Source organism: Klebsiella sp. 7-CIP_Kleb. (assembly GCF_050378655.1).
Lineage (GTDB): Bacteria > Pseudomonadota > Gammaproteobacteria > Enterobacterales > Enterobacteriaceae > Klebsiella > Klebsiella quasipneumoniae.
Window position 1 is genome coordinate 1,072,144 of the sequence record NZ_JBNRLJ010000002.1, and the last position, 21,289, is coordinate 1,093,432.

A 21,289-nucleotide genomic window follows, 5' to 3' on the forward strand; every position below is an offset into this window, starting at 1 on the left:
GCCTCTTTGTGTTATTGGCGGACAGGCTCTATACTTGCCCGCGTTGCGTTCCAAATAACCTTAGTAATTACAGGAGAATCAAATGGTTCTGGTCACTCGTCAAGCGCCGGATTTTACTGCAGCCGCTGTGCTGGGTAATGGTGAGATCGTTGAGAAATTCAATTTCAAACAGCACACCAACGGTAAACCTACCGTTCTGTTCTTCTGGCCGATGGACTTCACCTTCGTTTGCCCGTCTGAGCTGATCGCGTTCGACAAACGTTACGAAGAATTCCAGAAACGCGGCGTGGAAGTGGTTGGCGTTTCCTTCGACTCCGAGTTCGTGCACAACGCATGGCGTAATACCCCGGTAGACCAGGGCGGTATCGGCCCGGTTAAATACGCGATGGTTGCCGACATCAAACGTGAAATCCAGAAAGCTTACGGTATCGAGCATCCGGACGAAGGCGTGGCGCTGCGCGGCTCCTTCCTGATCGACGCCAACGGCGTGGTTCGCCACCAGGTGGTGAACGACCTGCCGCTGGGCCGTAACATCGACGAAATGCTGCGCATGGTGGACGCGCTGCAGTTCCACGAAGAGCACGGCGAAGTCTGCCCGGCGCAGTGGGAAAAAGGAAAAGAAGGTATGGCTGCCTCTCCGGAAGGCGTGGCAAAATACCTGACCGAAAACGTCTCCAGCCTGTAATCGGCACACGTTTTTATAAAAGGCCCGCTCAAGCGGGCCTTTTTTGTTAGCGGCGTCAAAATTTAAGAAAATGACCCGCTGATATTTGTGACCAGCAATACACTTCTGCTGAAAAATTTCGCTCTGCCTCTCATTTTTTCTCTGTCAAATTTCAGCGTTAAATCTCAACCACTTCATAACAGTCTGAAAAACAAATAAATTAATTATATGATTTTCAGCCAGCACTTTGCCGTCGATGTGATCGCCATCAATATTTAAAACCGCGGATGTGATCCCATCCATCATTTTTATCAATGTATTTGGTCATGATTTTACTCAGGAACAGGAATACGTTCAGGAGAAGAGAATGGATATTATTTTTGACCCGACGTTAATCGCCCTGAAGCAGAATATTTCCCATGCGGAGGAGGCCATCGAACTGGCGGGTTCATTACTCGCCAGGCGCCAGATTTGCAGCGCCGAATATGTCAACGAGATGCTGACAGTATACGAGGATTTTGGCGCCGCCATCGTGATAGATGACGGGATTGCCATGCCGCACGCCCGCCCGGAAAAAGGGGCATTGCAGACCGGATTTTCGCTTGTCACCACCGCCACGCCAGTGACCTTCGGCCACGATGAGTTCGATCCGGTTACCGTCGTCATCGCGATCGCCGGCGCCGATGCTGACAGTCATATCAAAATGATCCAACTGATTGCCTCGCTGATCGAGTCAGATATCGTGACTTTTCTTCAGCAGGAAAATGACGTGAATTCAGTCTTACATTTCATCCAAAAACAAATGGAGTAGTCATTATGTTAGTTATCAGAACGGTTTGTGGTAACGGTATTGGCAGTTCATTGATGGCTGCGAATAATGTGAAGAAGATCTGTGAAGAATTAGGTATCAAAGCGGACGTCGCTTCGGTCGATTTTGCTAACGCCGTCGGGGAAAAAGCCGACCTTTACGTCACGATCAAAGAACTGGCAAATCAATTTCCGGCCCACTGTCATGTCGCCATTATTCGCAGCTACGTCCATAAAGCAAAAATCGCCGAGGATATTACCGACGCGCTGATGAAAATTGCTGCGACTCACTCTTAATCAGCATAGAGGGAACGACCATGCAGGCTATTCTTAGTTTCTTAACGGAAATATTCAGTCAACCCGCTTTTTTAATGGGGCTTATCGCCTTCGTTGGCTTAGTGGCGCTGCGCTCCCCCGGCAACAAACTCCTTACCGGTACATTAAAGCCGATTTTAGGCTATTTGATGCTGAGCGCTGGCGCAGGCGTTATCGTTGCCAATCTCAACCCGCTGGGCGGTATTATCGAAGCTGGATTTAATATCCGCGGCGTTATTCCTAATAATGAAGCCATTGTCTCCGTCGCCCAGAAAATGCTGGGCGTGGAAACCATGAGTATTTTGCTGTTGGGCTTTATTTTCAACCTGATCATAGCCCGCTGCACCAAATATAAATATATCTTTCTCACCGGCCATCATTCGTTCTTTCTCGCCTGCCTGTTCTCCGCCGTCCTGCAGGCGGCGGAGTTCCAGGGCTGGATGTTGATCCTGATCGGCGGATTCCTGTTGGGCTCATGGTCGGCCATTTCCCCGGCCATTGGCCAGCGTTACACCAGGCAGGTAACCGAAGACGGCGGGATCGCCATGGGCCATTTCGGCTCCCTGGGCTACTACCTCTCGGCGTGGATCGCCAGCCGGACCGGCAATCCGGCAAACTCCTTCGCCGATACCGAAATCTCAGAGAAATGGGGATTTCTGCGCGATACCACCGTCACCACCGGTATCGTGATGTTTGTTATCTACTTCATCTGCAGCGCTGTCGCCGGGTCGGCGTACCTGAGCACCATCACCGACCAGAATATGCTGATCTTCTCCGTGCTGACCGGTCTGCAGTTCGCCGTTGGCGTAGCCATTGTCTACAACGGCGTGCGGTTGATCCTCGGCGATCTGGTGCCGGCATTCCAGGGCATCAGCCAGAAACTGATCCCGGACTCCATCCCGGCCGTTGACTGCGCGGTGTTCTTCACCTTTAGCCCCACCGCGGTGGTGGTGGGATTCATCAGCTCCTTTGTGGGCGGTCTGGTCGGGATGCTCATGCTCGGCGGACTGGGCATGGCGCTGATTATTCCCGGCATGGTGCCGCACTTCTTCTGCGGCGGCACCTCCGGGGTCTTTGCCGACAAGCTGGGCGGTAAGCGCGGGTGTATCATCGCCGCCTTTATCGGCGGGATCTTCCTCGCCTTCCTGCCGGCGATGCTGCTGCCGGCGCTCGGCAACCTCGGGTTTGAAAACAGCACCTTCGCCGATTTCGACTTCGCAGTATGGGGCATCATTATCGGTAACGCGTTCACCCAGTTTGGCCAGGTCACTATCTACCTGATTTGTCTGGCGCTGCTCGTCGCGCTGCTGGTGCCTTTCTGCTTCCGTCAGGTACGGGTAGTGGGCAACACGCTCAGCTATGAGGAGCTTACTGCCAAGCAGAAAAATGAATAAGCGAGGTCATTTTTCCCTGCGGGAAGGTCACGCTTCCCGCCGCTGACAAATAATCAGGAGTGGTTATGGCTATTTTGTCCATTGGATTTGCCTGTTTCGATCAGTTTTTCTTTCTCAATGAATGGCCCCAGGAGAATACCAAAAACTTTTGTCATGATTTTATAGAAAGCGGCGGCGGCCCGGCGGCCAATGCAGCCTGGCTGCTGGGATTATGGGGTGAGGAGGTCTATTACATCGGCCATCTGCATCAGGACCTTTACGGTCAGCGCATTATCGATGAGTTTGCCGAAGCGGGGGTGGATACCAGCCAGGTGGTTTTCTCCGATGACATGATCACCCCGCTGGCCTCGGTGCTGGTCAATCGCTTAACGGGTTCGCGGACGATTATTACCCGCAAGATGCAGACACCGCCTTCCCTGACCTACGATCAAAAGCTCAAACTGGACGACCTCGCCGAACGACTGATTGCCGCCGAGGAGCCGGTCACCATTTTAATTGACGGCCATGAGCCAGAAATCAGTGAATATTTAATTAAGAAACTGCCGAACGCCAGAGTCGTGATGGACGGCGGGTCACTGCGCGCCAGCAATATAAAACTCGCAGCCTGGACCGACTATTTTGTAGTGAGCGAACATTTTGCCCGCGATTATATGAGCTATCGCTCTTTGAGCACCGAAGCAGAAATTAAAGCGGCGCTGATTGAGCTGAATAAAATTTGCCGCGGTGAAGCATTTATTACCCTTGGCGAAAAAGGCTGCGCTTTTTTAAAAAGCGGTATGCTGCAGATCGTTCCTTCCTGGCTGTGCAATGCCGTTGATACCACCGGAGCCGGAGATGTATTTCACGGCGCCTTCACCTATGGCGTCCACTACTCATGGCACATAGATAATATTATTTTATTTGCCAGCCTGACCGCCGCCATTTCTATTGAGAAAAAAGGGGTACGGGAATCTATGCCGGACCTGGCGGTCGTCCACCACTCGTTAAATAGCTACGAGAGAAACTTAAAGCAATATTTTGAAGAATAACTGCATTTAATAAATATCAAGAGGTGAATATGTTAGTGTCGATGAAGGACATGCTTCAGCATGCCCTGCGGGACGGCTACGCCGTCGGTCAGTTCAACATTAATAATCTGGAATGGGTCGGCGCCGTATTAAGCACCGCCCAGCAGTGCCGCTCACCGGTTATTTTGGGCGTGTCCGGCGGCACGGTTAAGCATATGCTCGGGTTAAAATGTATTCATGACATCGTAGTTAACGCCATGGAGTATTTGCATATTGATGTTCCGGTGGCGCTACATCTGGATCATGGTACCTCCCGGGAGGCCTGCGAAGCGGCGATCGCCGCCGGCTTCAGTTCCATTATGTTTGATGGCTCGCATCTGCCGTTCAGGGAAAACCTGGCCATTACTCGCCATCTGGTGACGCTGGCGCACAGCAAAGGTATCTCTGTTGAGGCCGAACTGGGGACTATCGCCGGCAGTGAAGACGGCATTGTCAATTCCGAAGTCATCTACGCCGATCCCGAGGAGTGCTACACCCTGGTGACAGAAACCCAGGTGGATTGCCTCGCCGCCGCGCTGGGCTCCACCCATGGCCTGTATAAAGGCAAAGCCCGACTGGGATTTACCGAGATGAAAGCCATTGCCGAGCGGGTGAAGGTTCCGCTGGTGCTGCATGGCGGCACAGGTATTGCCGATGAGGATATGCGCCGGGCGATTGCCTGCGGCACCGCCAAGATTAACGTTAATACCGAAAATATGTACGCCTGGTGCCAGCAGGTGAAGGCGATCTTTGCTGCCGATACCGGGCACGATGTGAACGATCCGCGGAAAGTGATCGCCCAGGGACTGCAGCCAGTACGCGAAATGATTGCCCGCCGCATGGCGCTTTTTGGCTCACAGCAGCGCTATTGATGCGTGAAAGGTGGCTGAGACCTCCGCCCCTTAGCAACCGGGGCGGAGGCGTCAGGCATCAGAAGGCAAAGCAGGAGCAACCCAGCACGCCCCAGAAGGCCTGCTCGTCGGAGACCGGGATCGACGATTTCCGCGCGATATCATGCTGATGGCCGTGGACACCGCAGCTACCGCAGCACTGGTGCATCTGGACTATGGCGCCAATTTTGGCCGCCGCTGGCGGAGCAGAACGGTGATGGCCCGGGACCTTCACCACCGGCGACCACTCCGGCAGCACCGGGATCGGCGGCGGCGCCAGCGGCGAGAAGTGACCGGCGGCGTACACCACTTTGCCATCAACCACCGTCAGCACCGACTCAATGCCTTTGATCTCCTCTTCCGCGACGCTGAAATAGTCCTTCGACAGCACCACCAGATCGGCAAGCTGACCGGCGGCCAGACGGCCCTTTTTACCCTGCTCGCTGGAGAACCAAGCGCTGCCCGCCGTCCACAGCTCCAGCGCGACATCGCGCGGCAGGCGGTTGTTGTCGTCATACATCGCCATCCCGCCAACGGTGCGCCCGGAGACCAGCCAGTACAGCGCGGTCCACGGATTATAGCTGGCGACGCGGGTGGCATCGGTCCCTAACCCTACCGGTACGTCCAGCTCCAGCATTTTCGCTACCGGCGGCGTATGTTTCACCGCCTCTTTGCCGTAGCGATCGACAAAATATTCGCCCTGGAAGGCCATCCGGTGCTGCACCGCAATGCCGCCCCCCAGCGCCTTCACCCGCTCAATGTTGCGCTCGGTAATGGTCTCGGCATGATCGAAGAACCAGTGCAGGCCATTAAACGGAATGTCACGGTTCACCTTCTCAAACACGTCCAGCATCCGGCTGATGGACTCGTCGTAGGTGGCATGCAGGCGGAACGGCCAGCGATGTTCAACCAGATGGCGCACCACCCGCTCCAGCTCATCTTCCATGCCTTGCGGCAAATCCGGCCGCGGCTGCAGGAAATCTTCAAAATCCGCCGCCGAAAACACCAGCATCTCGCCGGCGCCGTTGGCGCGATAGAAATCGGTTCCCTGCCCCGGCTTCAGCATATCGGTCCAGCGCTCGAAGTCCTCCAGCTCCTGCTTCGGTCGCTGGGTAAACAGGTTGTAGGCGATGCGCACGGTCATCTGATCTTTTGCGTGCAGCTGCTCGATAATTTCGTAATCTTCCGGGTAGTTCTGGAAACCGCCCCCGGCGTCGATGGCGCTGGTCAGCCCCAGTCGGTTCAGCTCGCGCATAAACTGACGGGTGGAGTTCACCTGCAGATCCAGCGGCAGCTTCGGCCCTTTGGCCAGGGTGGCGTAGAGGATCATGGCGTTTGGTTTGGCAATCAACATCCCGGTCGGGTTGCCGTGGCTATCGCGGACGATCTCTCCGCCAACCGGATCCGGCGTCTCTTTGCTATACCCCACGGCTTTCAGCGCCGCGCGGTTCAGCAGTGCGCGATCGTAGAGATGTAGCACAAACACTGGCGTATCGGGCGCCGCGTCGTTTAGCTCTTCCAGGGTCGGCATCCGTCGTTCGGCGAACTGGAATTCGCTCCAGCCGCCGACCACCCGCACCCACTGCGGCGACGGTGTGCGATCCGCCTGATCCTTAAGCATTCGCAGGGCATCGGCCAGAGAGGGCACGCCCTCCCAGCGGAGCTCAAGGTTGTAGTTCAACCCTCCGCGGATCAGATGCAGGTGAGAATCGTTGAGGCCCGGGATCACCGTATGCCCTTTGAGATCGACGATCTGCGTTCCCTCGGCGGCAAAGCTCATGATCCGATCGTGGCTTCCGGTGGCAACAATTTTTCCGTCGGCGATGGCCACGGCTTCCGCCAGCGGATTCGCACGATCGAGGGTATGAATCTGGCCGTGGGTCAGAATCAGTGTGGCAGTTTGCGACATAACACACTCCTTGGGGAGGCTGACTCAGTTTTTCTTCAACCAGCCAGCAAACAGGCGGGTCACGATGGGCATCCAGAACCAGACCACCAGCGCAACCACGCAGGCATCATTGATCAGGTGCAGCAGCAGGCTCCCCTTAAGCGACGGCAACAGCATGCCGGTCACCGTCGGCACCAGGTTGGTGCTGGGGAAAATCACCAGCAGGGTGATCAGAAACTGTTTCCAGCGCCGCGGCTGGCGCACATTCGCCACCGGCGGGGTAAACCAGAAGGCCGGTTCGGTCCGCACCTCCGTCCGATCGCCCTCCGTCAGCAGCGGGGCAATTTCCGCCACCAGCTGACGACGGGTTTCCGACTGCGTCCAGGCATAGAGATGCTCCAGGGTGTCGAAGCGGATAATCACGCTCCACAGATTCTGCCCTGCGGCGGGCCGGATCACATTCGCCCCGAGATGGCCGGGAAACTCAGCCGCGATGGGCATGATTTTGCCGAGCCACTCTTCGTAGCGCTGGCCGTGTTGCGGATCGAGCAGATGGCTGATGACCAGGGTCACCGATTTTTGCTGCGCCATAAAGATTCCTTGCTTCAGGGGAATGGCAGGATGATTCTCGCCATTAGCCATAGATGACCATACACAACGTCATTCATGCTGCGTCGAGGCGGCAAGCCGGCACGTCCCGGGAGCTGACATCAGTCAGTGACCGGGGCGGGCAAACCCAGCTAACAAAGAGGCAGCCTGAAGGGTGAATGTATTTAAGCTTTACGCTCTGGCGCGCCATGCACCATGGTATAAGCGTAATCCACGCCCATCCCGTAGGCGCCGCTGTGTTCGCGCACCAGGTCCATCACCGCATCGTAAGTCGCTTTGCGCGACCAGTCGCGCTGGTACTCCAGCAGCACCTGCTGCCAGGTCACCGGCACCGCGCCCGCCTGCACCATCCGGTCAATGGAGCGCTCATGGGCGTCGACAGAGGTACCGCCGGAGGTATCGGTGACCACATACACTTCGTAGCCCGCCTCCAGGGCCATCAGCGCCGGAAACGTCAGGCAAACTTCGGTCCACAGAGCGGAGATCACCAGCTTTTTACGGCCGGTCGCTTTCACCGCCGCAACGAAGGCATCGTCTTCCCAGGAGTTCATTGAAGTACGCTCAATCGGCTTGACGTCAGGATGCACGGCCAATAATTCCGGCCAAATATAACCGCTGAAGCTTTTGGTCTCTACGGAAGTGTAAATCACCGGTACATTAAAAATTTTGCCGGCTTTAGCCAGCGCCACGGTGTTATTTTTGAGGGTCTGGCGATCGATATTCGCCACGCCAAATGACATCTGTGGCTGATGATCAATAAAGATAAGGGCGGAATTAGTGGGATCGAGCAGTTCACGAATAGACATTAAATACCTTCTTAATCAATTAGTTAAAAAGATGACATGATGGTTAATGCGTCGTGTAGATCCTGACTGATAAAGCATGGTGAGTATAGCCAGTTATTTCTAACAAGTTATTAAAGTTTTTTTGTGGTTTATATTTTGTCAGCGGTTAGTATTTACTCATGCCAGCGTTCATCAAAATTTTACGGCAAACTGTTCTGATTTATTCACTGGCATTGATTATTGCGCTTAGGTACAACAAGGGGAAATTAATGAATGGAAACTCCTGATGCGCGTAAACTTTGATGTTCTGATGATCCTTGATGCGCTGGACCGACACGGATCCTTCGCCACCGCCGCAGAGTCGCTGTATAAAACCCCCGCCGCTCTGAGCTATATGATCCAGAAGCTGGAGAGCGATCTGGAGATCGTCTTGTTGGATCGTTCCGGCCATCGGGCAAAATTTACTGATACCGGGAGGCTGATGCTGGAGAAGGGGCGACAGCTTTTAAGCGCCGCCAGAGATCTGGAAAAGCAGGCCCAGCAGCTGAGCGCGGGCTGGGAGCGAGAGCTGGCGATCGCCCTCGACGCCTCGTTTCCCTTTTCGGCCCTGCTGCCGCTGATCGCCGAGTTCTACGCGCAAAACCCGCAGACCCGGCTGAACTTCAGTCATCACACCCTCGCCGGTTCATGGGAAGAGCTGACCCACCATGGCGCGGATATTATCCTCGGCGCCATCAATGAGCCGCCCACCTCCGCCGAGTGGTCATGGCAAACCCTCGGCGCGCTGGATAACATTTTCGTGGTCGCCCCGGCCCACCCGCTGGCCGGAGCGGAAACGCCGCTCAGCAATAAGCAGCTCAGCCAGCACCGGGCGGTGGTAATCCGCGACAGCGCCCGCTATTGCCATCCGCTGAACAGCAATCTGCTTGATGAACAGCCGCAAATCGGCGTCGATGATTTCGCCAGCAAAGTCGAACTGCTGTGCGCCGGGCTGGGCTGCGGCTTTCTGCCGCGTCATATCGCCCGCCCGTGGCTGGAAAAAGGCTGTCTGGTGGAGAAAAGCGTCGCCGGCTGGCGGGAAAAAGATATCACCTACATGGCCTGGCGCAGCGGGAATGACGGGCTGGCTCAGCGCTGGTGGCGGGAGGCGCTCCTCCGCGACGACCTGCTGAGCCAGCTCTATCGTTAACGACCGGACCAGACGCAGGCGGAGATAGCCGGGAGCGTCAGTACCCCGTTATGGAAGGCGCCGGCGCCCTCCTGCAGCGTCCAGGCTCCCACGTCCAACAGCGGCGAATCCTCGATAACCACTTCGCAGGCTTCGCCGCGGTTAATCGCCACCAGTACCCGCTGCTGTTTGTAGACGCGGACAAACACCACCACGTTATCCTCGGCGTAAATCACCTGGCAGCCGCCGTAGCGCAGCGCCTGGTGGGCTTTACGCAGTTTCGCCATTCGCTGATACAGCGCCAGCAGCTGGGTATCCTGCAGCGCCGGATCCCACGGGAACGGTTTGCGGCAGAACGGATCGTTATTGCCATCTACGCCCACCTCATCGCCGTAGTAGATACACGGTACCCCGGGCCAGCTGAACAGCCACACCACCGCCAGCGGCAGACGCGCTACGTCTTTGCCAAGGAGAGATTTAAAACGCGCCGTATCATGGCTGTCGAGCTGGTTGAACATCCGCAGCTGCTGCTGATGCGACAGCCCGGCGCGATAATTATCCATCCACGCCATACAGGTCTGGGCGTCTATCTTCTGCGGATCGTAAGAGATATCGGTATTGGCGAGGAATCCCCAGATCGGGAAGGTGAAGCCGCGGTAGTTCATTGCCGCATCTTCAGCATCCGCCTGCAGCCACTGGCGCGCGTCGCCAAAATGTTCGCCAAAGACAAAGGCTTCCGGCTGCGTTTGTTTCGCCGCCTGGGTGATGCCGGCGATATGCCGCAGGTTATTCCGCGCCCCGCCGCCTTCGCCCAGCATGTGCACCACGTCCAGACGCCAGCCATCCATACTCCACGGCGCCTTCAGCCAGTGGCGTACGATGCTGTCCTCGCCGGCATAGATCTCGTTGACCAGGCTGGTCGACCGATAGTCGAGCTTCGGCAGACTGGCATAGCCCAGCCAGTTGTGCGCCTGCCCCTCCCCGGAGAAGGTAAACCAGTCGCGCCACGGGGAGTCCGGATGGTGGCCGGCGCCGCCGCTGCCCTGCTGGTGGCGATCGAACCAGGGATGGGAATCGCCGGTATGGTTGAACACGCCGTCGAGGATCATGCGCATCCCCGCCCGCTGGGTGTTGTGGCGCAAGCGGAGCAGCGCCGCGTCGCCGCCAAACTGTGGATCGACGCGCCGATAATCCTCGGTGTCGTATTTATGCACGCTGGGGGCGGCGAAGACCGGGTTCAGATACAGGGCGGTGACGCCGAGCTGCTTCAGGTAAGGCAGTTTTTCGCTGATGCCGTCGAGATCCCCGCCGTAGAACGTCGACCCGCCCGCCTCGCCGGTAAGCGGTTCGTCCCACGCCTTGCGCACAATCTCCCGTCCCGCCGCGTGATGGTAATAGACCGCATCCTGTTCGGCGTCACGCGCAGCGCTGCGGGCAAAGCGATCGGGGAAAATCTGGTAGAAAACCTGATCGGCCACCCACTGCGGGCCAGCGTCCGGCAGGTCGACGGCGAACTGCTCCAGCCTGGCCGGCGGGAAACGGCTGAAGCCCTGCGGCGTAAACCAGCGCTGATGGTCGGCCCACAGTAGCTTAAAGCTGTAGCGGCGGCGCGGCTGACCGCTGGCGAGAGAGATTTCGCCGCGCCATGCCACCACACCCGGCCTCGGCGCCTGGCGGAGGCGCTGCATCGGCAGCGACAGCTCTTCGTTATCTTCTTCCGCGCGCAGCGTGATCCGCTGCGGCAGCGACTCACCGCTCAACCACAGGGTAATAAACAGTCGGTCCTGTTGCACCTTGATAAAGGGTGCAACCGGAAGGTGCCATGCCTTCAACATCGTGAATCCTCATTGTGCAGAATGGGCACACCTTGCCATAGCCGTCAGGCGCAGAACTCATCGTCACAGGATTTTTTGGGGGAGGATAACGGGGGAGGACGCGGGTCGGCAAGCCGCCCCGGTCGCGCGATGCTGACCGGGGCGATGTTGATTACTGTGCCTGCACCAGGCGGCGCTCACGACGGGTCTTAAAGACCCAGCCCAGCAGCAGCAGCGCAATCCACGCCATACCGACGTACAGCGAGATGCGGGTGTCCGGATGATAGCCGATCAGGGCGATAATAAACGCCAGGAACAGCAGGCCGACAACCGTGGTTGCCACCCCACCGGGAACTTTGAATTTCAGGGCTTTGACCTCCTCCGGCGACAGACGGCGGCGGAAGGCAATCTGCGACAGCAGGATCATAATCCACACCCACACGGTGGCGAAGGTGGCCAGCGAGGCGATCACCAGGAAGACGTTTTCCGGCATGATGTAATTTAGGTATACCGCAAACAGCAGCGCAATGGTCATCACCATCACCGTCACCCACGGAATACCGCGACGCGAGGTTTTAGCGAACACCTTCGGCGCGCTCCCCTGCTCGGCCATGCCGTGCAGCATACGGCCCACGCCGAACACGTCGGAGTTAATCGCCGACAGCGAGGCCGTCAGGACCACGAAGTTAAGAATGCTGGCCGCGAAGGTAATGCCCAGATGCTGGAAGGTCAGGACAAAGGGGCTGCCGTCGGTACCCACCTGGTTCCACGGATAGATAGACATAATGACAAACAGCGTGCCGACATAGAACACCAGAATGCGCATCGGCACCGAGTTGATAGCGCGTGGAATGGATTTCTCCGGATCTTTCGCCTCACCGGCGGTAATACCGATGATTTCGATACCGCCGTAGGCGAACATCACCATCTGCAGCGACATCACCATTCCCAGCCAACCGTTGCTGAAGAAGCCGCCGTTGCTCCACAGGTTATGAATGCCCGTCGGCTTGCCGCCGTTGCCGATCCCCCAGATAATGATGCCGAACCCGGCGAGGATCATAATGATGATGGTGGCCACTTTGAAGAACGAGAACCAGAACTCCAGCTCGCCAAACACCTTGACGCTCATCAGGTTGACGGCGCAGATGATGAGCACCACGCTGAGCACCCAGATCCAGTGCGGTACCGTCGGGAACCAGACGCCCATGTAGATACCGAAGGCGGTGACGTCGGCGATGGCGACGATCAGGATTTCAAAGCAGTAGGTCCAGCCGGTGATATAGCCCGCCAGTCCGCCGAGGTTTTCCTGAGCATAGCGAGAGAATGAGCTGGCGGAAGGGTTATGCACCGACATCTCACCGAGCGCGCGCATAATGATATATGCCGCGACGCCGCCGATAATGTAGGCCAACAGTACGCTGGGTCCGGCCATTTTAATCGCGTCGGCTGAACCGTAAAAAAGCCCGGTGCCGATGGCGGAACCCAGGGCCATAAAGCGGATGTGCCGGGTGCTTAGCCCGCGCTTAAGCTTGTTACTACTTTCCATCGTGGTTTTTCAATGCCGTTTAACACAAAAAATAAAAAACCACGGAACCCGAAGTCCCGTGGTTAAACGCTTGTCCTCAACGCCGGTTAGTGCGCGCTGGAGGTCACCTGACGTCCGGCGGCACGGTCCCAGATCACCGCGAGGATTGCCATCACGGCGGTCGGCATCAGCCAGGCCAGACCTTGCTCCGCCAGCGGCAGACGCGCGGTCCAGGCCGGCAGGATAGCGGCAAACGCCGATGACTTAATCCCGTCAATGATACCAAACATCAGACTGATAAACATGGCCGGCGCGATAACACGTGACGAATTATGCCACCAACTGCGGGTAAAGCTTAATACAACCAGTGCGATACACGGCGGATAGATAGCGGTCAACACCGGAATCGACACCTGAATCAGGTGGCTCAGACCAAGGTTGGAGACCGCCATCGAGAACAGGCCGAGGATGAAGACCAGCGTGCGATAGGAGAACGGCAGATACTGGGCAAAGAACTCAGCGCAGGCGCAGGTCAGACCCACCGCCGTCACCAGGCAGGCGATGAAGATCAGCGCCGCCAGCAGGAAGCTGCCCGCCCCGCCGAAGGTATGCTGCACGTAAGCGTGGAGGATTGCCGCGCCGTTAGCGGACTGGTCCACGAGGGTGGCGCTATCAGAGCCCAGACGGAACAGCGCCAGATACAGCAGGGTCAGACCGACGCCTGCCATCAGGCCCGCCCAGACGGTGTAGCGGGTCAACAAACGCGCTTCGCTGACGCCGCGGGAGCGTGCGGCATTGACAATCACGATCCCGAACACCATCGCGCCGAGGGTGTCCATGGTCAGGTAGCCGTTGACGAAGCCATTGGAGAATGGCGCGGTACGATACGCTTCCATCGCGTCGCTGATCGGGCCCGCCGGCCAGACAACCGCGGCGACCGCCAGCACAATCAGGGCGATAATTTTCAGCGGCGCAAGGAAATTTCCCACCGTATCCAGCAGTTTGCCCGGATAGAGTGAGACCAGGATCACCAGCGCGAAGTAGATAACGCTGTAGATCAGCAGCGGCAGCGGGCCGTCGCCGGTCAGCGGCGCAATCCCGACCTCAAAAGAGACGGTCGCGGTGCGCGGGGTCGCGAACAGCGGTCCTACCGCGAGATAACACACCACCGCCAGAAGGATACCCGCCACTTTACCAATCGGGGTGCTCAGGCTTTCAACGCCGCCACCGACTTTCGCCAGCGCCACCACCGTCAGAACCGGCAGACCCACCGCAGTGATCAGGAAGCCGATCGCCGCCGTCCAGACGTGCTCGCCCGCCTGTAAGCCAACCATCGGAGGGAAAATAATATTGCCTGCGCCAACGAACAACGCGAAGGTCATAAAGCCCAACGCTATGATGTCGCGAGATTTTAACTGATGGGTCATAAATTCATTACTGCCTGTGGATGTGGTGTTGTAAAAAAATGGAAAAATACCGCGCTACCCTCTCAGGGACGATACAGCGGCGATTGCCGGTAAACTCAGCGAGATATGCTCCCGAAGCGGCGTGGGAAAGAATTGTTTTTGGTATTACCACGCAAAAGCAGTCTGTCATCGACTGCGCAGGCGCAATTTAAACGCTTATAACGTTTTAAAGCAAGGCACGATCGCAAAAGCAGATGATTATGCTGGTTATCCTTTTCACACCAGAATCATTTACCATATTGATGGAAAACCCGTGGCTTATCATGCGAACAAAAAAGCAGCACACGTTCATTAAATAGGCGAGGGGAAAATGACTGCCAATGAAAATGACCAGCCGAAGCTGGTCATTGGCAAGATAAGCTGACAGTGCGCCGCTCAGGTGTCGTTTCTGGCAATTAATCGTTCCGGGAGCAGGAAGCTAAAACGGGTTCCCTTGCCCACCGTACTCTCTATTTCCAGTCGGCTGTCATGATGGTTTACCGCGTGTTTGACAATCGCCAGCCCCAGGCCGCTGCCCCCCGTTTGCCGGGAGCGGGCTTTATCCACCCGATAGAAACGCTCGGTCAGACGGGGAATATGCTCCGGGGCAATGCCTGGCCCATTATCTTCGACGCTGAACAGCGCCCCCTGCGGCGTTCGCTGCCAGCTGACGCGAATTTCAGTGCCCGGCGGGGTGTGGTTCACCGCGTTATAGACCAGGTTAGAAATGGCGCTGCGCAGCTGCTCCTCGTTGCCCAGCACCTTGAGCTGCTCATCGACGGTAAAAAACAGCGTCTGCTTATCCTGGCTGAGGGTCTGCGCCTCGCGCTCCACCACCCGCAGCATCATCGGCACGTCGATGCGGTCATTCATCGCCAGCGCCGGCGCGGCTTCAATACGCGACAGCGTGAGCAGCTGCTTCACCAGCCCCTCCATACGCTGGGTTTGCTCACGCATGGTGTGCAGGGCCTTTTCACGGGTCGCCCCTTCCAGCACCTGCTCCTGCATCATCTCCAGATAGCCTTGCAGCACCGTCAGCGGGGTGCGCAGCTCATGGCTGACGTTAGCGAAGAAGTTACGCCGCGCCCCTTCCAGTTGATGCATCTGCGTCACGTCGCGCGCCACCATCAGCCACTGCTTGTCGCTGTAGGGCATCACGCGAATTTCCAGATGACGGGCATTATTCAGCACCAGATTGAGCGGTTTTGAAAAATCACGCTGTTTCAGGTAGGTGGCGAATTCAGGATAGCGCAGAAGGTTAAGAATGTTTTGCCCACTGTCGTCCGGCCAGCGCAGGTTTAAAATCTGCTGCGCCAGGCCATTACACCAGAAAATGGCTCCCTCCTCCGTGGTCAGGACCACCGCGTCCGGCAACGATTCCGCTCCACTGCGGAAGCGTTTAATCAGACTTCCCAGCTCACGTCGACGCTTTTTATTACGCATCTGCATCTGGTGCAGACCATACAGCAGCGGCTCCCAGCTGCCGCGGCCGGGCGGAGGGGTCATGCTCCGGTCCACCCACAGCCACCACGACAGGCGCATCAAATTCCAGAAATGCCAGATCAGCAAACCGGTCACTGCCGCCAGTAAAAACCACGGCAAATGACCCACAAACGCCCCCAGAATCAGGGCCGGAATACACGCTAAAAAGAGCTCCAGCGCCAGCCTTTTCCATGACAGCCGTTCCAGCACGGGTCACACTCCTGTCAAAATTCAGAAACGGGCGGAGAAACGATACCCCGTGCCGCGAACCGTTTGCACCATCCGATCATGGCCACTGTGTTCCAGCGCTTTGCGCAGGCGACGAATATGGACGTCCACCGTGCGGTCTTCCACATAGACGTTGGTTCCCCAAACGTGGTTCAGCAGCTGCTCGCGGCTGTACACCCGCTCCGGATGGGTCATAAAGAAATGCAATAATTTAAATTCCGTTGGCCCCATGTCCAGCGGACTTTCGCCGGTCATCACCCGGTGCGATGAGGGATCGAGGCTCAGCCCCTGCATTTCAATCACCTCTTCCACCGCCATCGGCGAAATACGGCGCATCACCGCTTTGATTCGCGCCACCAGCTCCTTCGGTGAGAAAGGCTTGGTAATGTAGTCGTCCGCCCCGGTCTCCAGGCCGCGAACGCGATCCTCTTCTTCTCCGCGCGCGGTCAGCATCACCACCGGAATATCCCGGGTCATCGCCTCGCGCTTGAGCAGCTTAATAAACTGCAGCCCAGAACCGCCCGGCAGCATCCAGTCAAGGAGAATCAAATCAGGCCAGGGTTCATTGAGTTGATTCACCGCGCTGTCATAATCTTCCGCTTCGACAGGCTGAAAGCCATTTTGCTCCAGAACAAAGCAGACCATTTCGCGGATTGGAGCTTCATCTTCAACGACCAGAATTCTTCTCGCCATTATTTACCCTGTGTTTTTTAGCCATCAGTATAGAAGTGCGGCGTCATTATGCGTCACTTTTGTGACAGATTTATGAAAAAAATGACCGTCTGATGATCGGGTATTTTGAAGCATGACGCGGACTTACCCCTCTCCGACAAATGGTATACTGCCGCTCATGCTTTTTTCGCTAGGGAAGATTTATGCGCATCCTTCACACCTCCGACTGGCACCTGGGCCAGAATTTTTACAGCAAAAGCCGTGCGGCCGAACATGACGCCTTCCTGACCTGGCTGCTGGCCCGCGCGCAGGAGCATGAAGTCGACGCCATCATCGTAGCCGGCGATATTTTTGATACCGGATCGCCGCCGAGCTACGCTCGCGAACTGTATAACCGCTTTGTCGTCCAGTTGCAGCAGACCGGCTGTCGCCTGGTGGTGCTGGCGGGCAACCACGATTCGGTGGCGATGCTCAATGAATCCCGCGATATCCTCGCCTTTTTACACACCACCGTCGTGGCGAACGCCGGCTGCCCGCCCATTGAGCTGCCGCGGCGCGACGGCACCCCTGGGGCTATCTTCTGCCCGGTGCCGTTTTTACGCCCGCGCGAGCTGGTCATCAGCCAGGCCGGCCACTCCGGTCGGGAAAAACAGCAGCAACTGCTGCACGCCATCAGCGACTATTATCAGGAACAGTATCATCAGGCCTGCGCGCTGCGCGGCGATCGCCCGCTGCCCGTCATTGCCAGCGGCCATCTGACCACCGTCGGCGCCAGCAAAAGCGATGCCGTTCGCGACATTTATATCGGCACGCTGGATGCCTTCCCGGCGCAGCACTTCCCCCCTGCCGACTACATTGCGCTGGGCCATATTCACCGGGCGCAGGTGGTCGGCGGCTGCGAGCACATCCGCTACAGCGGCTCGCCGCTGCCGCTGAGCTTTGATGAAACCGGCAAAGCGAAATCGGTGCATCTGGTGAGCTTTAGCGATGGGCGACTCAGCGCCGTGGAAACCCTCGAGGTGCCCGTCACCCAGCCGCTGGCGGTCATCAAAGGCGATCTGGCCGCCATCACCGCCCAGCTGGAGCAGTGGCGCGGCGTTGAACAGGACCCGCCGGTGTGGCTGGATATCGAAATCACCACCGAGGAGTACCTGCACGATATTCAGCGTCAAATTCAGGCGCTGACGGAGGATCTGCCGGTGGAAGTATTGCTGGTGCGCCGCAGCCGCGAGCAGCGCGAGAAAATACTGCTCAACGCCCAGCGGGAGACCCTCAGCGAACTGAAGGTGGAAGAGGTGTTCGAGCGCCGGCTGGCGCTGACCGAGATTGACGATGAGAAGCGCGCCCGGCTGCACGAGCTGTTCGCCCATACGCTGCATACGCTCACCGCGGAGGACGAAAACGCATGAAAATCCTCAGTCTGCGTCTGAAAAACCTTAACTCCCTGAAAGGGGAATGGAAGATAGACTTTACCGCCGAGCCGTTCGCCAGCAACGGCCTGTTCGCCATTACCGGCGCCACCGGCGCCGGGAAAACCACCCTGCTCGACGCCATTTGCCTCGCGCTTTACCACGAAACGCCGCGCCTGAATAAAGTCTCCCAGTCGCAAAACGACCTGATGACCCGCGATACCGCCGAGTGTCTGGCGGAGGTGGAGTTTGAAGTGAAGGGCATCGCCTACCGCGCCTTCTGGAGCCAGAACCGGGCGCGTAACCAGCCGGATGGCAACCTGCAGGCGCCCCGCGTCGAGCTGGCGCGCTGCGCCGACGGCAAAATCCTCGCCGATAAGGTCTCGGATAAGCTGGAGCAAACCGCGACGCTCACCGGCCTCGACTATGGCCGCTTCACCCGCTCGATGCTGCTCTCCCAGGGACAATTTGCCGCCTTCCTGAACGCGAAGCCGAGCGATCGCGCGGAGCTGCTTGAGGAGCTGACAGGCACGGAAATCTACGGTCAGATTTCGGCGATGGTCTATGAGCAGCACAAAGCCGCTCGCCATACGCTGGAGAAGTTCGAAGCCCAGGCGGCGGGCATCGTCCTGCTGACGGAGGCCCAGCAGCAGGCGCTGCAGGAAAGTTTGCAGGTGCTTACTGACGAAGAGAAAGCCCTGCTGGCGCAGCAGCAAAACCAGCAGCGGCAGTTCCAGTGGCTAACGCGCCGCGACGAGCTGGCGCAGCAGCAGCAGCAGGCGGTCAGCGGCCAGGAGCAGGCCCGCCAGGCGCTGGCCGACGCCGCGCCGGCGCTGGCGAAGCTTGAGCTGGCCCAGCCCGCCGCCCAGCTGCGCCCCCTGTGGGAGCGCCATCAGGAGCACGCGGCAGGCCTGGAGCAAACCCGCCAGCGAATCAATGAAGTAAATGCTCGCTTACTTGCCAGCACGGCGCTGCGCGCGCGCATCCGCCGCAGCGCCCTGCACGCTCAGCAGCAGCGGCAGGCTGAACTGACCGATCTGGCGCAGTGGCTGGCGGCCCATGAGCGATTCCGCTTGTGGGGCCAGGAGATTGCCGGCTGGCGGGCGCAATTTTCGCAGCTAACGCGGGATAAACAGCAGCTGACGGCCCAGACCAGCCGCCTGGCCGCGCTGCGCCAGAAGCTGACCGCGCTGCCGGCCAGCCCTCTGTCGCTGAGCGCCGATGACGTTGCGGCGGCGATAGCGCAGCAAACCCAGTCGCGACCGCTGCGCCAGCGGCTGCTCTCCCTGCATGAACAGCATCAGCTGCTGCGCAAGCGTCTGCGCCAGAACGCCGAAAGCGTACAGCAGGCGCAGGCGGAGCAGGCAAAACTCAATGCTACCCTGGCGCAACGCCGGGCGCAGTACAAAGACAAAAACCAGCACTATCTCGACCTGAAAGCGCTCTGCCAGCGGGAAGAAACAATTAAAGATCTGGAAGATTACCGCGCCCGGCTTGAGGCGGGTAAGCCCTGCCCGCTGTGCGGCTCCTGTGAACATCCAGCGATTGAGCAATACGCTTCGCTAACAGTCACGGATAATCAGCGCCGCCGCGATGCGCTGGAAAAAGAGGTCGCCGCGCTAAAAGAAGAAGGTCTGCTGATCCTCGGGCAGGTCAACGCCCTGACGCAGCAGCTCCAGCGTGAGACCGAAGCGGCCGGGCGGCTCGCTGAGGAAGAGCAAGCGCTCACTAAAGCGTGGCAGGAAACCTGCGCCTCTCTGCAGGTCACGCGGGATATTGCGCAAGAGATAAACGACTGGATCCAGGAGCAGGAGCGCTACGAGCAACAGCTCTACCAGCTCAGCCAGCGCCTGATGCTGCAGAGCCAGCTCAACGATCAGGAGGCGCTGGAGCGCCAGGCTCTGCAGCAGCTGACGGCCACGCGCCAGGGGCTGGAGAGCGCCCTGCAGGCCCTGACGCTGACCCTACCGGAAGAAGGGACAGAATCCGCCTGGCTGAACGCTCGCGAAAGCGAATTTGCCCAGTGGCAGGCGCAACAGACCCGGCATGGCGCCATTCAGGAGCAGATTGCCGCCCTGCAGCCGCTGCTGGAGACGCTGCCAGCCAGCGACGAGGCAGAGGCTGAAGCTGAAGCGGAACCGGCGATCCCCGACAACTGGCGCGCGATCCACGAAGAGTGCCTGGCGTTGCACAGCCAGCTTGTCGCCCAGCAGCAGCTGGAGACCGAAGAGAAGGCGCGCCTGGACCAGTCGCAGGCGCAATTTACCGCCGCCCTGACCGCCAGCCGCTTTAACGATCGGCAGGCGTTTCTCGCCGCGCTGCTGGACGATGAGACCGCCCAGCGGCTGACGCAGTTAAAACAGACGCTGGAGCAGCAGCTTCAGCAGGCGACGGCGCTCTGCGAGCAGGCGACCCGGCAGCAGCAGGCGCACCTGGCGCTGCGTCCGCACGGGACGGACGCGGACATCCCCGCCCTGCAAACTCAGCTGCACGACCTGGCCCAGCGGCTGCGGGACAACACCACCCGCCAGGGCGAGATCCGCCAGCAGCTCAGGCAGGACGCAGAGAGCCGTCAGCATCAGCAGGCGCTGGGGCGGCAGATTGCAGAGGCGGCGCAGCTGGCGGATGACTGGGGCTATCTCAACTCGCTGATCGGCTCCAGCACCGGCGATCGGTTCCGCAAATTCGCCCAGGGGCTGACGCTGGATAATCTGGTCTGGCTGGCAAACCAGCAGCTTAACCGCCTGCACGGGCGCTATCTGCTGCAGCGCAAAGCCAGCGAAGCGCTGGAGCTGGAGGTGGTCGATACCTGGCAGGCCGACGCCGTGCGCGACACCCGCACCCTCTCCGGCGGCGAAAGTTTCCTCGTCAGCCTGGCGCTGGCCCTGGCGCTGTCAGACCTGGTGAGCCATAAGACGCGGATTGACTCTCTGTTTCTTGATGAAGGCTTCGGCACCCTCGACAGCGAAACGCTGGACACGGCGCTGGACGCGCTGGATGCGCTCAACGCCAGCGGCAAGATTATCGGGGTGATCAGCCACGTGGAGGCGATGAAAGAACGCATTCCGGTGCAGATCAAAGTGAAGAAGATAAATGGTCTGGGCTACAGTCGGCTGGATAGAGCGTTTGCGGTGGAGTGAGGTCTGAG

The 21,289-nt window shown here is 58.3% G+C and carries 18 protein-coding genes; 9 read left to right on the forward strand and 9 right to left on the reverse strand.

Annotation, left to right across the window (positions count from 1 at the left end; genetic code table 11):
- Positions 1-82 precede the first annotated feature (82 nt).
- A complete protein-coding gene (locus tag ACQUTI_RS12770; protein ID WP_004178733.1) occupies positions 83-685 on the forward strand; it encodes a peroxiredoxin in 603 nt (200 codons plus the stop codon).
- A 144-nt stretch (positions 686-829) separates the two neighbouring features.
- Here ACQUTI_RS12770 and ACQUTI_RS12775 read toward each other — a convergent pair whose 3' ends face one another.
- On the reverse strand, positions 830-976 hold the full coding sequence (locus tag ACQUTI_RS12775) for a hypothetical protein (RefSeq protein ID WP_162994671.1): 147 nt from the start codon (positions 974-976) through the stop codon (positions 830-832).
- A gap of 55 nt (positions 977-1,031) precedes the next feature.
- Between ACQUTI_RS12775 and ACQUTI_RS12780 the strand changes: the two genes are divergently transcribed.
- The 5 genes from ACQUTI_RS12780 to fba all read left to right on the forward strand — a co-directional run bounded on the left by ACQUTI_RS12780 (position 1,032) and on the right by fba (position 5,098).
- Complete coding sequence (locus ACQUTI_RS12780; RefSeq protein ID WP_004204845.1) at positions 1,032-1,475, forward strand: PTS sugar transporter subunit IIA; 444 nt, start codon at positions 1,032-1,034, stop codon at positions 1,473-1,475.
- A gap of 5 nt (positions 1,476-1,480) precedes the next feature.
- Positions 1,481-1,768 (forward strand): PTS sugar transporter subunit IIB, encoded by a 288-nt coding sequence (locus ACQUTI_RS12785; RefSeq protein ID WP_017898931.1) that lies wholly within the window; start codon positions 1,481-1,483, stop codon positions 1,766-1,768.
- A 20-nt stretch (positions 1,769-1,788) separates the two neighbouring features.
- Complete coding sequence (locus tag ACQUTI_RS12790) at positions 1,789-3,180, forward strand: PTS ascorbate transporter subunit IIC (protein WP_004204848.1); 1,392 nt, start codon at positions 1,789-1,791, stop codon at positions 3,178-3,180.
- A gap of 65 nt (positions 3,181-3,245) precedes the next feature.
- Positions 3,246-4,208, forward strand: coding sequence for a carbohydrate kinase family protein (locus tag ACQUTI_RS12795; protein ID WP_032455626.1), 963 nt, complete (start codon positions 3,246-3,248; stop codon positions 4,206-4,208).
- 35 nt (positions 4,209-4,243) lie between these two features.
- Complete coding sequence (gene fba / locus ACQUTI_RS12800) at positions 4,244-5,098, forward strand: class II fructose-1,6-bisphosphate aldolase (RefSeq protein ID WP_074186558.1); 855 nt, start codon at positions 4,244-4,246, stop codon at positions 5,096-5,098.
- Positions 5,099-5,156: 58 nt separating this feature from the next.
- On the opposite strand, the gene ACQUTI_RS12805 is transcribed toward fba, so the two are convergent.
- The 3 genes from ACQUTI_RS12805 to ACQUTI_RS12815 all read right to left on the reverse strand — a co-directional run bounded on the left by ACQUTI_RS12805 (position 5,157) and on the right by ACQUTI_RS12815 (position 8,419).
- Positions 5,157-7,025, reverse strand: a complete 1,869-nt coding sequence (locus tag ACQUTI_RS12805) for an amidohydrolase (protein ID WP_122543482.1) — start codon at positions 7,023-7,025, stop codon at positions 5,157-5,159.
- Positions 7,026-7,049: 24 nt separating this feature from the next.
- Positions 7,050-7,595 carry an antibiotic biosynthesis monooxygenase gene (locus tag ACQUTI_RS12810; RefSeq protein ID WP_004204853.1) on the reverse strand — a complete coding sequence of 182 codons (546 nt, stop codon included), beginning with the start codon at positions 7,593-7,595 and terminating at the stop codon, positions 7,050-7,052.
- A 182-nt stretch (positions 7,596-7,777) separates the two neighbouring features.
- Positions 7,778-8,419, reverse strand: a complete 642-nt coding sequence (locus ACQUTI_RS12815; protein ID WP_002890357.1) for a hydrolase — start codon at positions 8,417-8,419, stop codon at positions 7,778-7,780.
- Positions 8,420-8,684: 265 nt separating this feature from the next.
- Here ACQUTI_RS12815 and ACQUTI_RS12820 point away from each other — a divergent pair, with 265 nt between their 5' ends.
- A complete protein-coding gene (locus ACQUTI_RS12820; protein ID WP_004204855.1) occupies positions 8,685-9,587 on the forward strand; it encodes a LysR substrate-binding domain-containing protein in 903 nt (300 codons plus the stop codon).
- Here the strand turns inward: ACQUTI_RS12820 and malZ are convergent.
- The 5 genes from malZ to phoB all read right to left on the reverse strand — a co-directional run bounded on the left by malZ (position 9,584) and on the right by phoB (position 16,753).
- A complete protein-coding gene (malZ, locus tag ACQUTI_RS12825) occupies positions 9,584-11,401 on the reverse strand; it encodes a maltodextrin glucosidase (protein ID WP_064178002.1) in 1,818 nt (605 codons plus the stop codon). The genes ACQUTI_RS12820 and malZ overlap by 4 nt on opposite strands.
- A gap of 151 nt (positions 11,402-11,552) precedes the next feature.
- Positions 11,553-12,926, reverse strand: coding sequence for a proline-specific permease ProY (gene proY, locus ACQUTI_RS12830; protein WP_122543480.1), 1,374 nt, complete (start codon positions 12,924-12,926; stop codon positions 11,553-11,555).
- Between the two features lie 86 nt (positions 12,927-13,012).
- Complete coding sequence (brnQ, locus tag ACQUTI_RS12835; protein ID WP_004204859.1) at positions 13,013-14,332, reverse strand: branched-chain amino acid transporter carrier protein BrnQ; 1,320 nt, start codon at positions 14,330-14,332, stop codon at positions 13,013-13,015.
- Between the two features lie 414 nt (positions 14,333-14,746).
- Positions 14,747-16,042, reverse strand: coding sequence for a phosphate regulon sensor histidine kinase PhoR (phoR, locus tag ACQUTI_RS12840; RefSeq protein ID WP_017898936.1), 1,296 nt, complete (start codon positions 16,040-16,042; stop codon positions 14,747-14,749).
- 21 nt (positions 16,043-16,063) lie between these two features.
- Positions 16,064-16,753 carry a phosphate response regulator transcription factor PhoB gene (gene phoB, locus ACQUTI_RS12845; protein ID WP_004204861.1) on the reverse strand — a complete coding sequence of 230 codons (690 nt, stop codon included), beginning with the start codon at positions 16,751-16,753 and terminating at the stop codon, positions 16,064-16,066.
- Positions 16,754-16,935: 182 nt separating this feature from the next.
- Between phoB and sbcD the strand changes: the two genes are divergently transcribed.
- Both sbcD and sbcC read left to right on the forward strand, forming a co-directional pair.
- On the forward strand, positions 16,936-18,141 hold the full coding sequence (gene sbcD, locus ACQUTI_RS12850; RefSeq protein ID WP_064183759.1) for an exonuclease subunit SbcD: 1,206 nt from the start codon (positions 16,936-16,938) through the stop codon (positions 18,139-18,141).
- A complete protein-coding gene (gene sbcC / locus ACQUTI_RS12855) occupies positions 18,138-21,281 on the forward strand; it encodes an exonuclease subunit SbcC (RefSeq protein WP_428923277.1) in 3,144 nt (1,047 codons plus the stop codon). Before sbcD ends, sbcC begins: the two co-directional genes overlap by 4 nt.
- The last annotated feature ends 8 nt before the right edge of the window (positions 21,282-21,289 follow it).

What these genes read in the sequence shown, in the direction of transcription:
- ACQUTI_RS12770 (WP_004178733.1), top strand. Translation starts at nt 83, where the DNA reads ATGGTTCTGGTCACTCGTCAAGCGCCGGATTTTACTGCAGCCGCTGTG.
- ACQUTI_RS12780 (WP_004204845.1), top strand. Translation starts at nt 1,032, where the DNA reads ATGGATATTATTTTTGACCCGACGTTAATCGCCCTGAAGCAGAATATT.
- ACQUTI_RS12785 (WP_017898931.1), top strand. Translation starts at nt 1,481, where the DNA reads ATGTTAGTTATCAGAACGGTTTGTGGTAACGGTATTGGCAGTTCATTG.
- ACQUTI_RS12790 (WP_004204848.1), top strand. Translation starts at nt 1,789, where the DNA reads ATGCAGGCTATTCTTAGTTTCTTAACGGAAATATTCAGTCAACCCGCT.
- ACQUTI_RS12795 (WP_032455626.1), top strand. Translation starts at nt 3,246, where the DNA reads ATGGCTATTTTGTCCATTGGATTTGCCTGTTTCGATCAGTTTTTCTTT.
- ACQUTI_RS12805 (WP_122543482.1), bottom strand. Translation starts at nt 7,025, where the DNA reads ATGTCGCAAACTGCCACACTGATTCTGACCCACGGCCAGATTCATACC.
- ACQUTI_RS12810 (WP_004204853.1), bottom strand. Translation starts at nt 7,595, where the DNA reads ATGGCGCAGCAAAAATCGGTGACCCTGGTCATCAGCCATCTGCTCGAT.
- ACQUTI_RS12815 (WP_002890357.1), bottom strand. Translation starts at nt 8,419, where the DNA reads ATGTCTATTCGTGAACTGCTCGATCCCACTAATTCCGCCCTTATCTTT.
- ACQUTI_RS12820 (WP_004204855.1), top strand. Translation starts at nt 8,685, where the DNA reads ATGCGCGTAAACTTTGATGTTCTGATGATCCTTGATGCGCTGGACCGA.
- malZ (WP_064178002.1), bottom strand. Translation starts at nt 11,401, where the DNA reads ATGTTGAAGGCATGGCACCTTCCGGTTGCACCCTTTATCAAGGTGCAA.
- proY (WP_122543480.1), bottom strand. Translation starts at nt 12,926, where the DNA reads ATGGAAAGTAGTAACAAGCTTAAGCGCGGGCTAAGCACCCGGCACATC.
- brnQ (WP_004204859.1), bottom strand. Translation starts at nt 14,332, where the DNA reads ATGACCCATCAGTTAAAATCTCGCGACATCATAGCGTTGGGCTTTATG.
- phoB (WP_004204861.1), bottom strand. Translation starts at nt 16,753, where the DNA reads ATGGCGAGAAGAATTCTGGTCGTTGAAGATGAAGCTCCAATCCGCGAA.
- sbcD (WP_064183759.1), top strand. Translation starts at nt 16,936, where the DNA reads ATGCGCATCCTTCACACCTCCGACTGGCACCTGGGCCAGAATTTTTAC.
- sbcC (WP_428923277.1), top strand. Translation starts at nt 18,138, where the DNA reads ATGAAAATCCTCAGTCTGCGTCTGAAAAACCTTAACTCCCTGAAAGGG.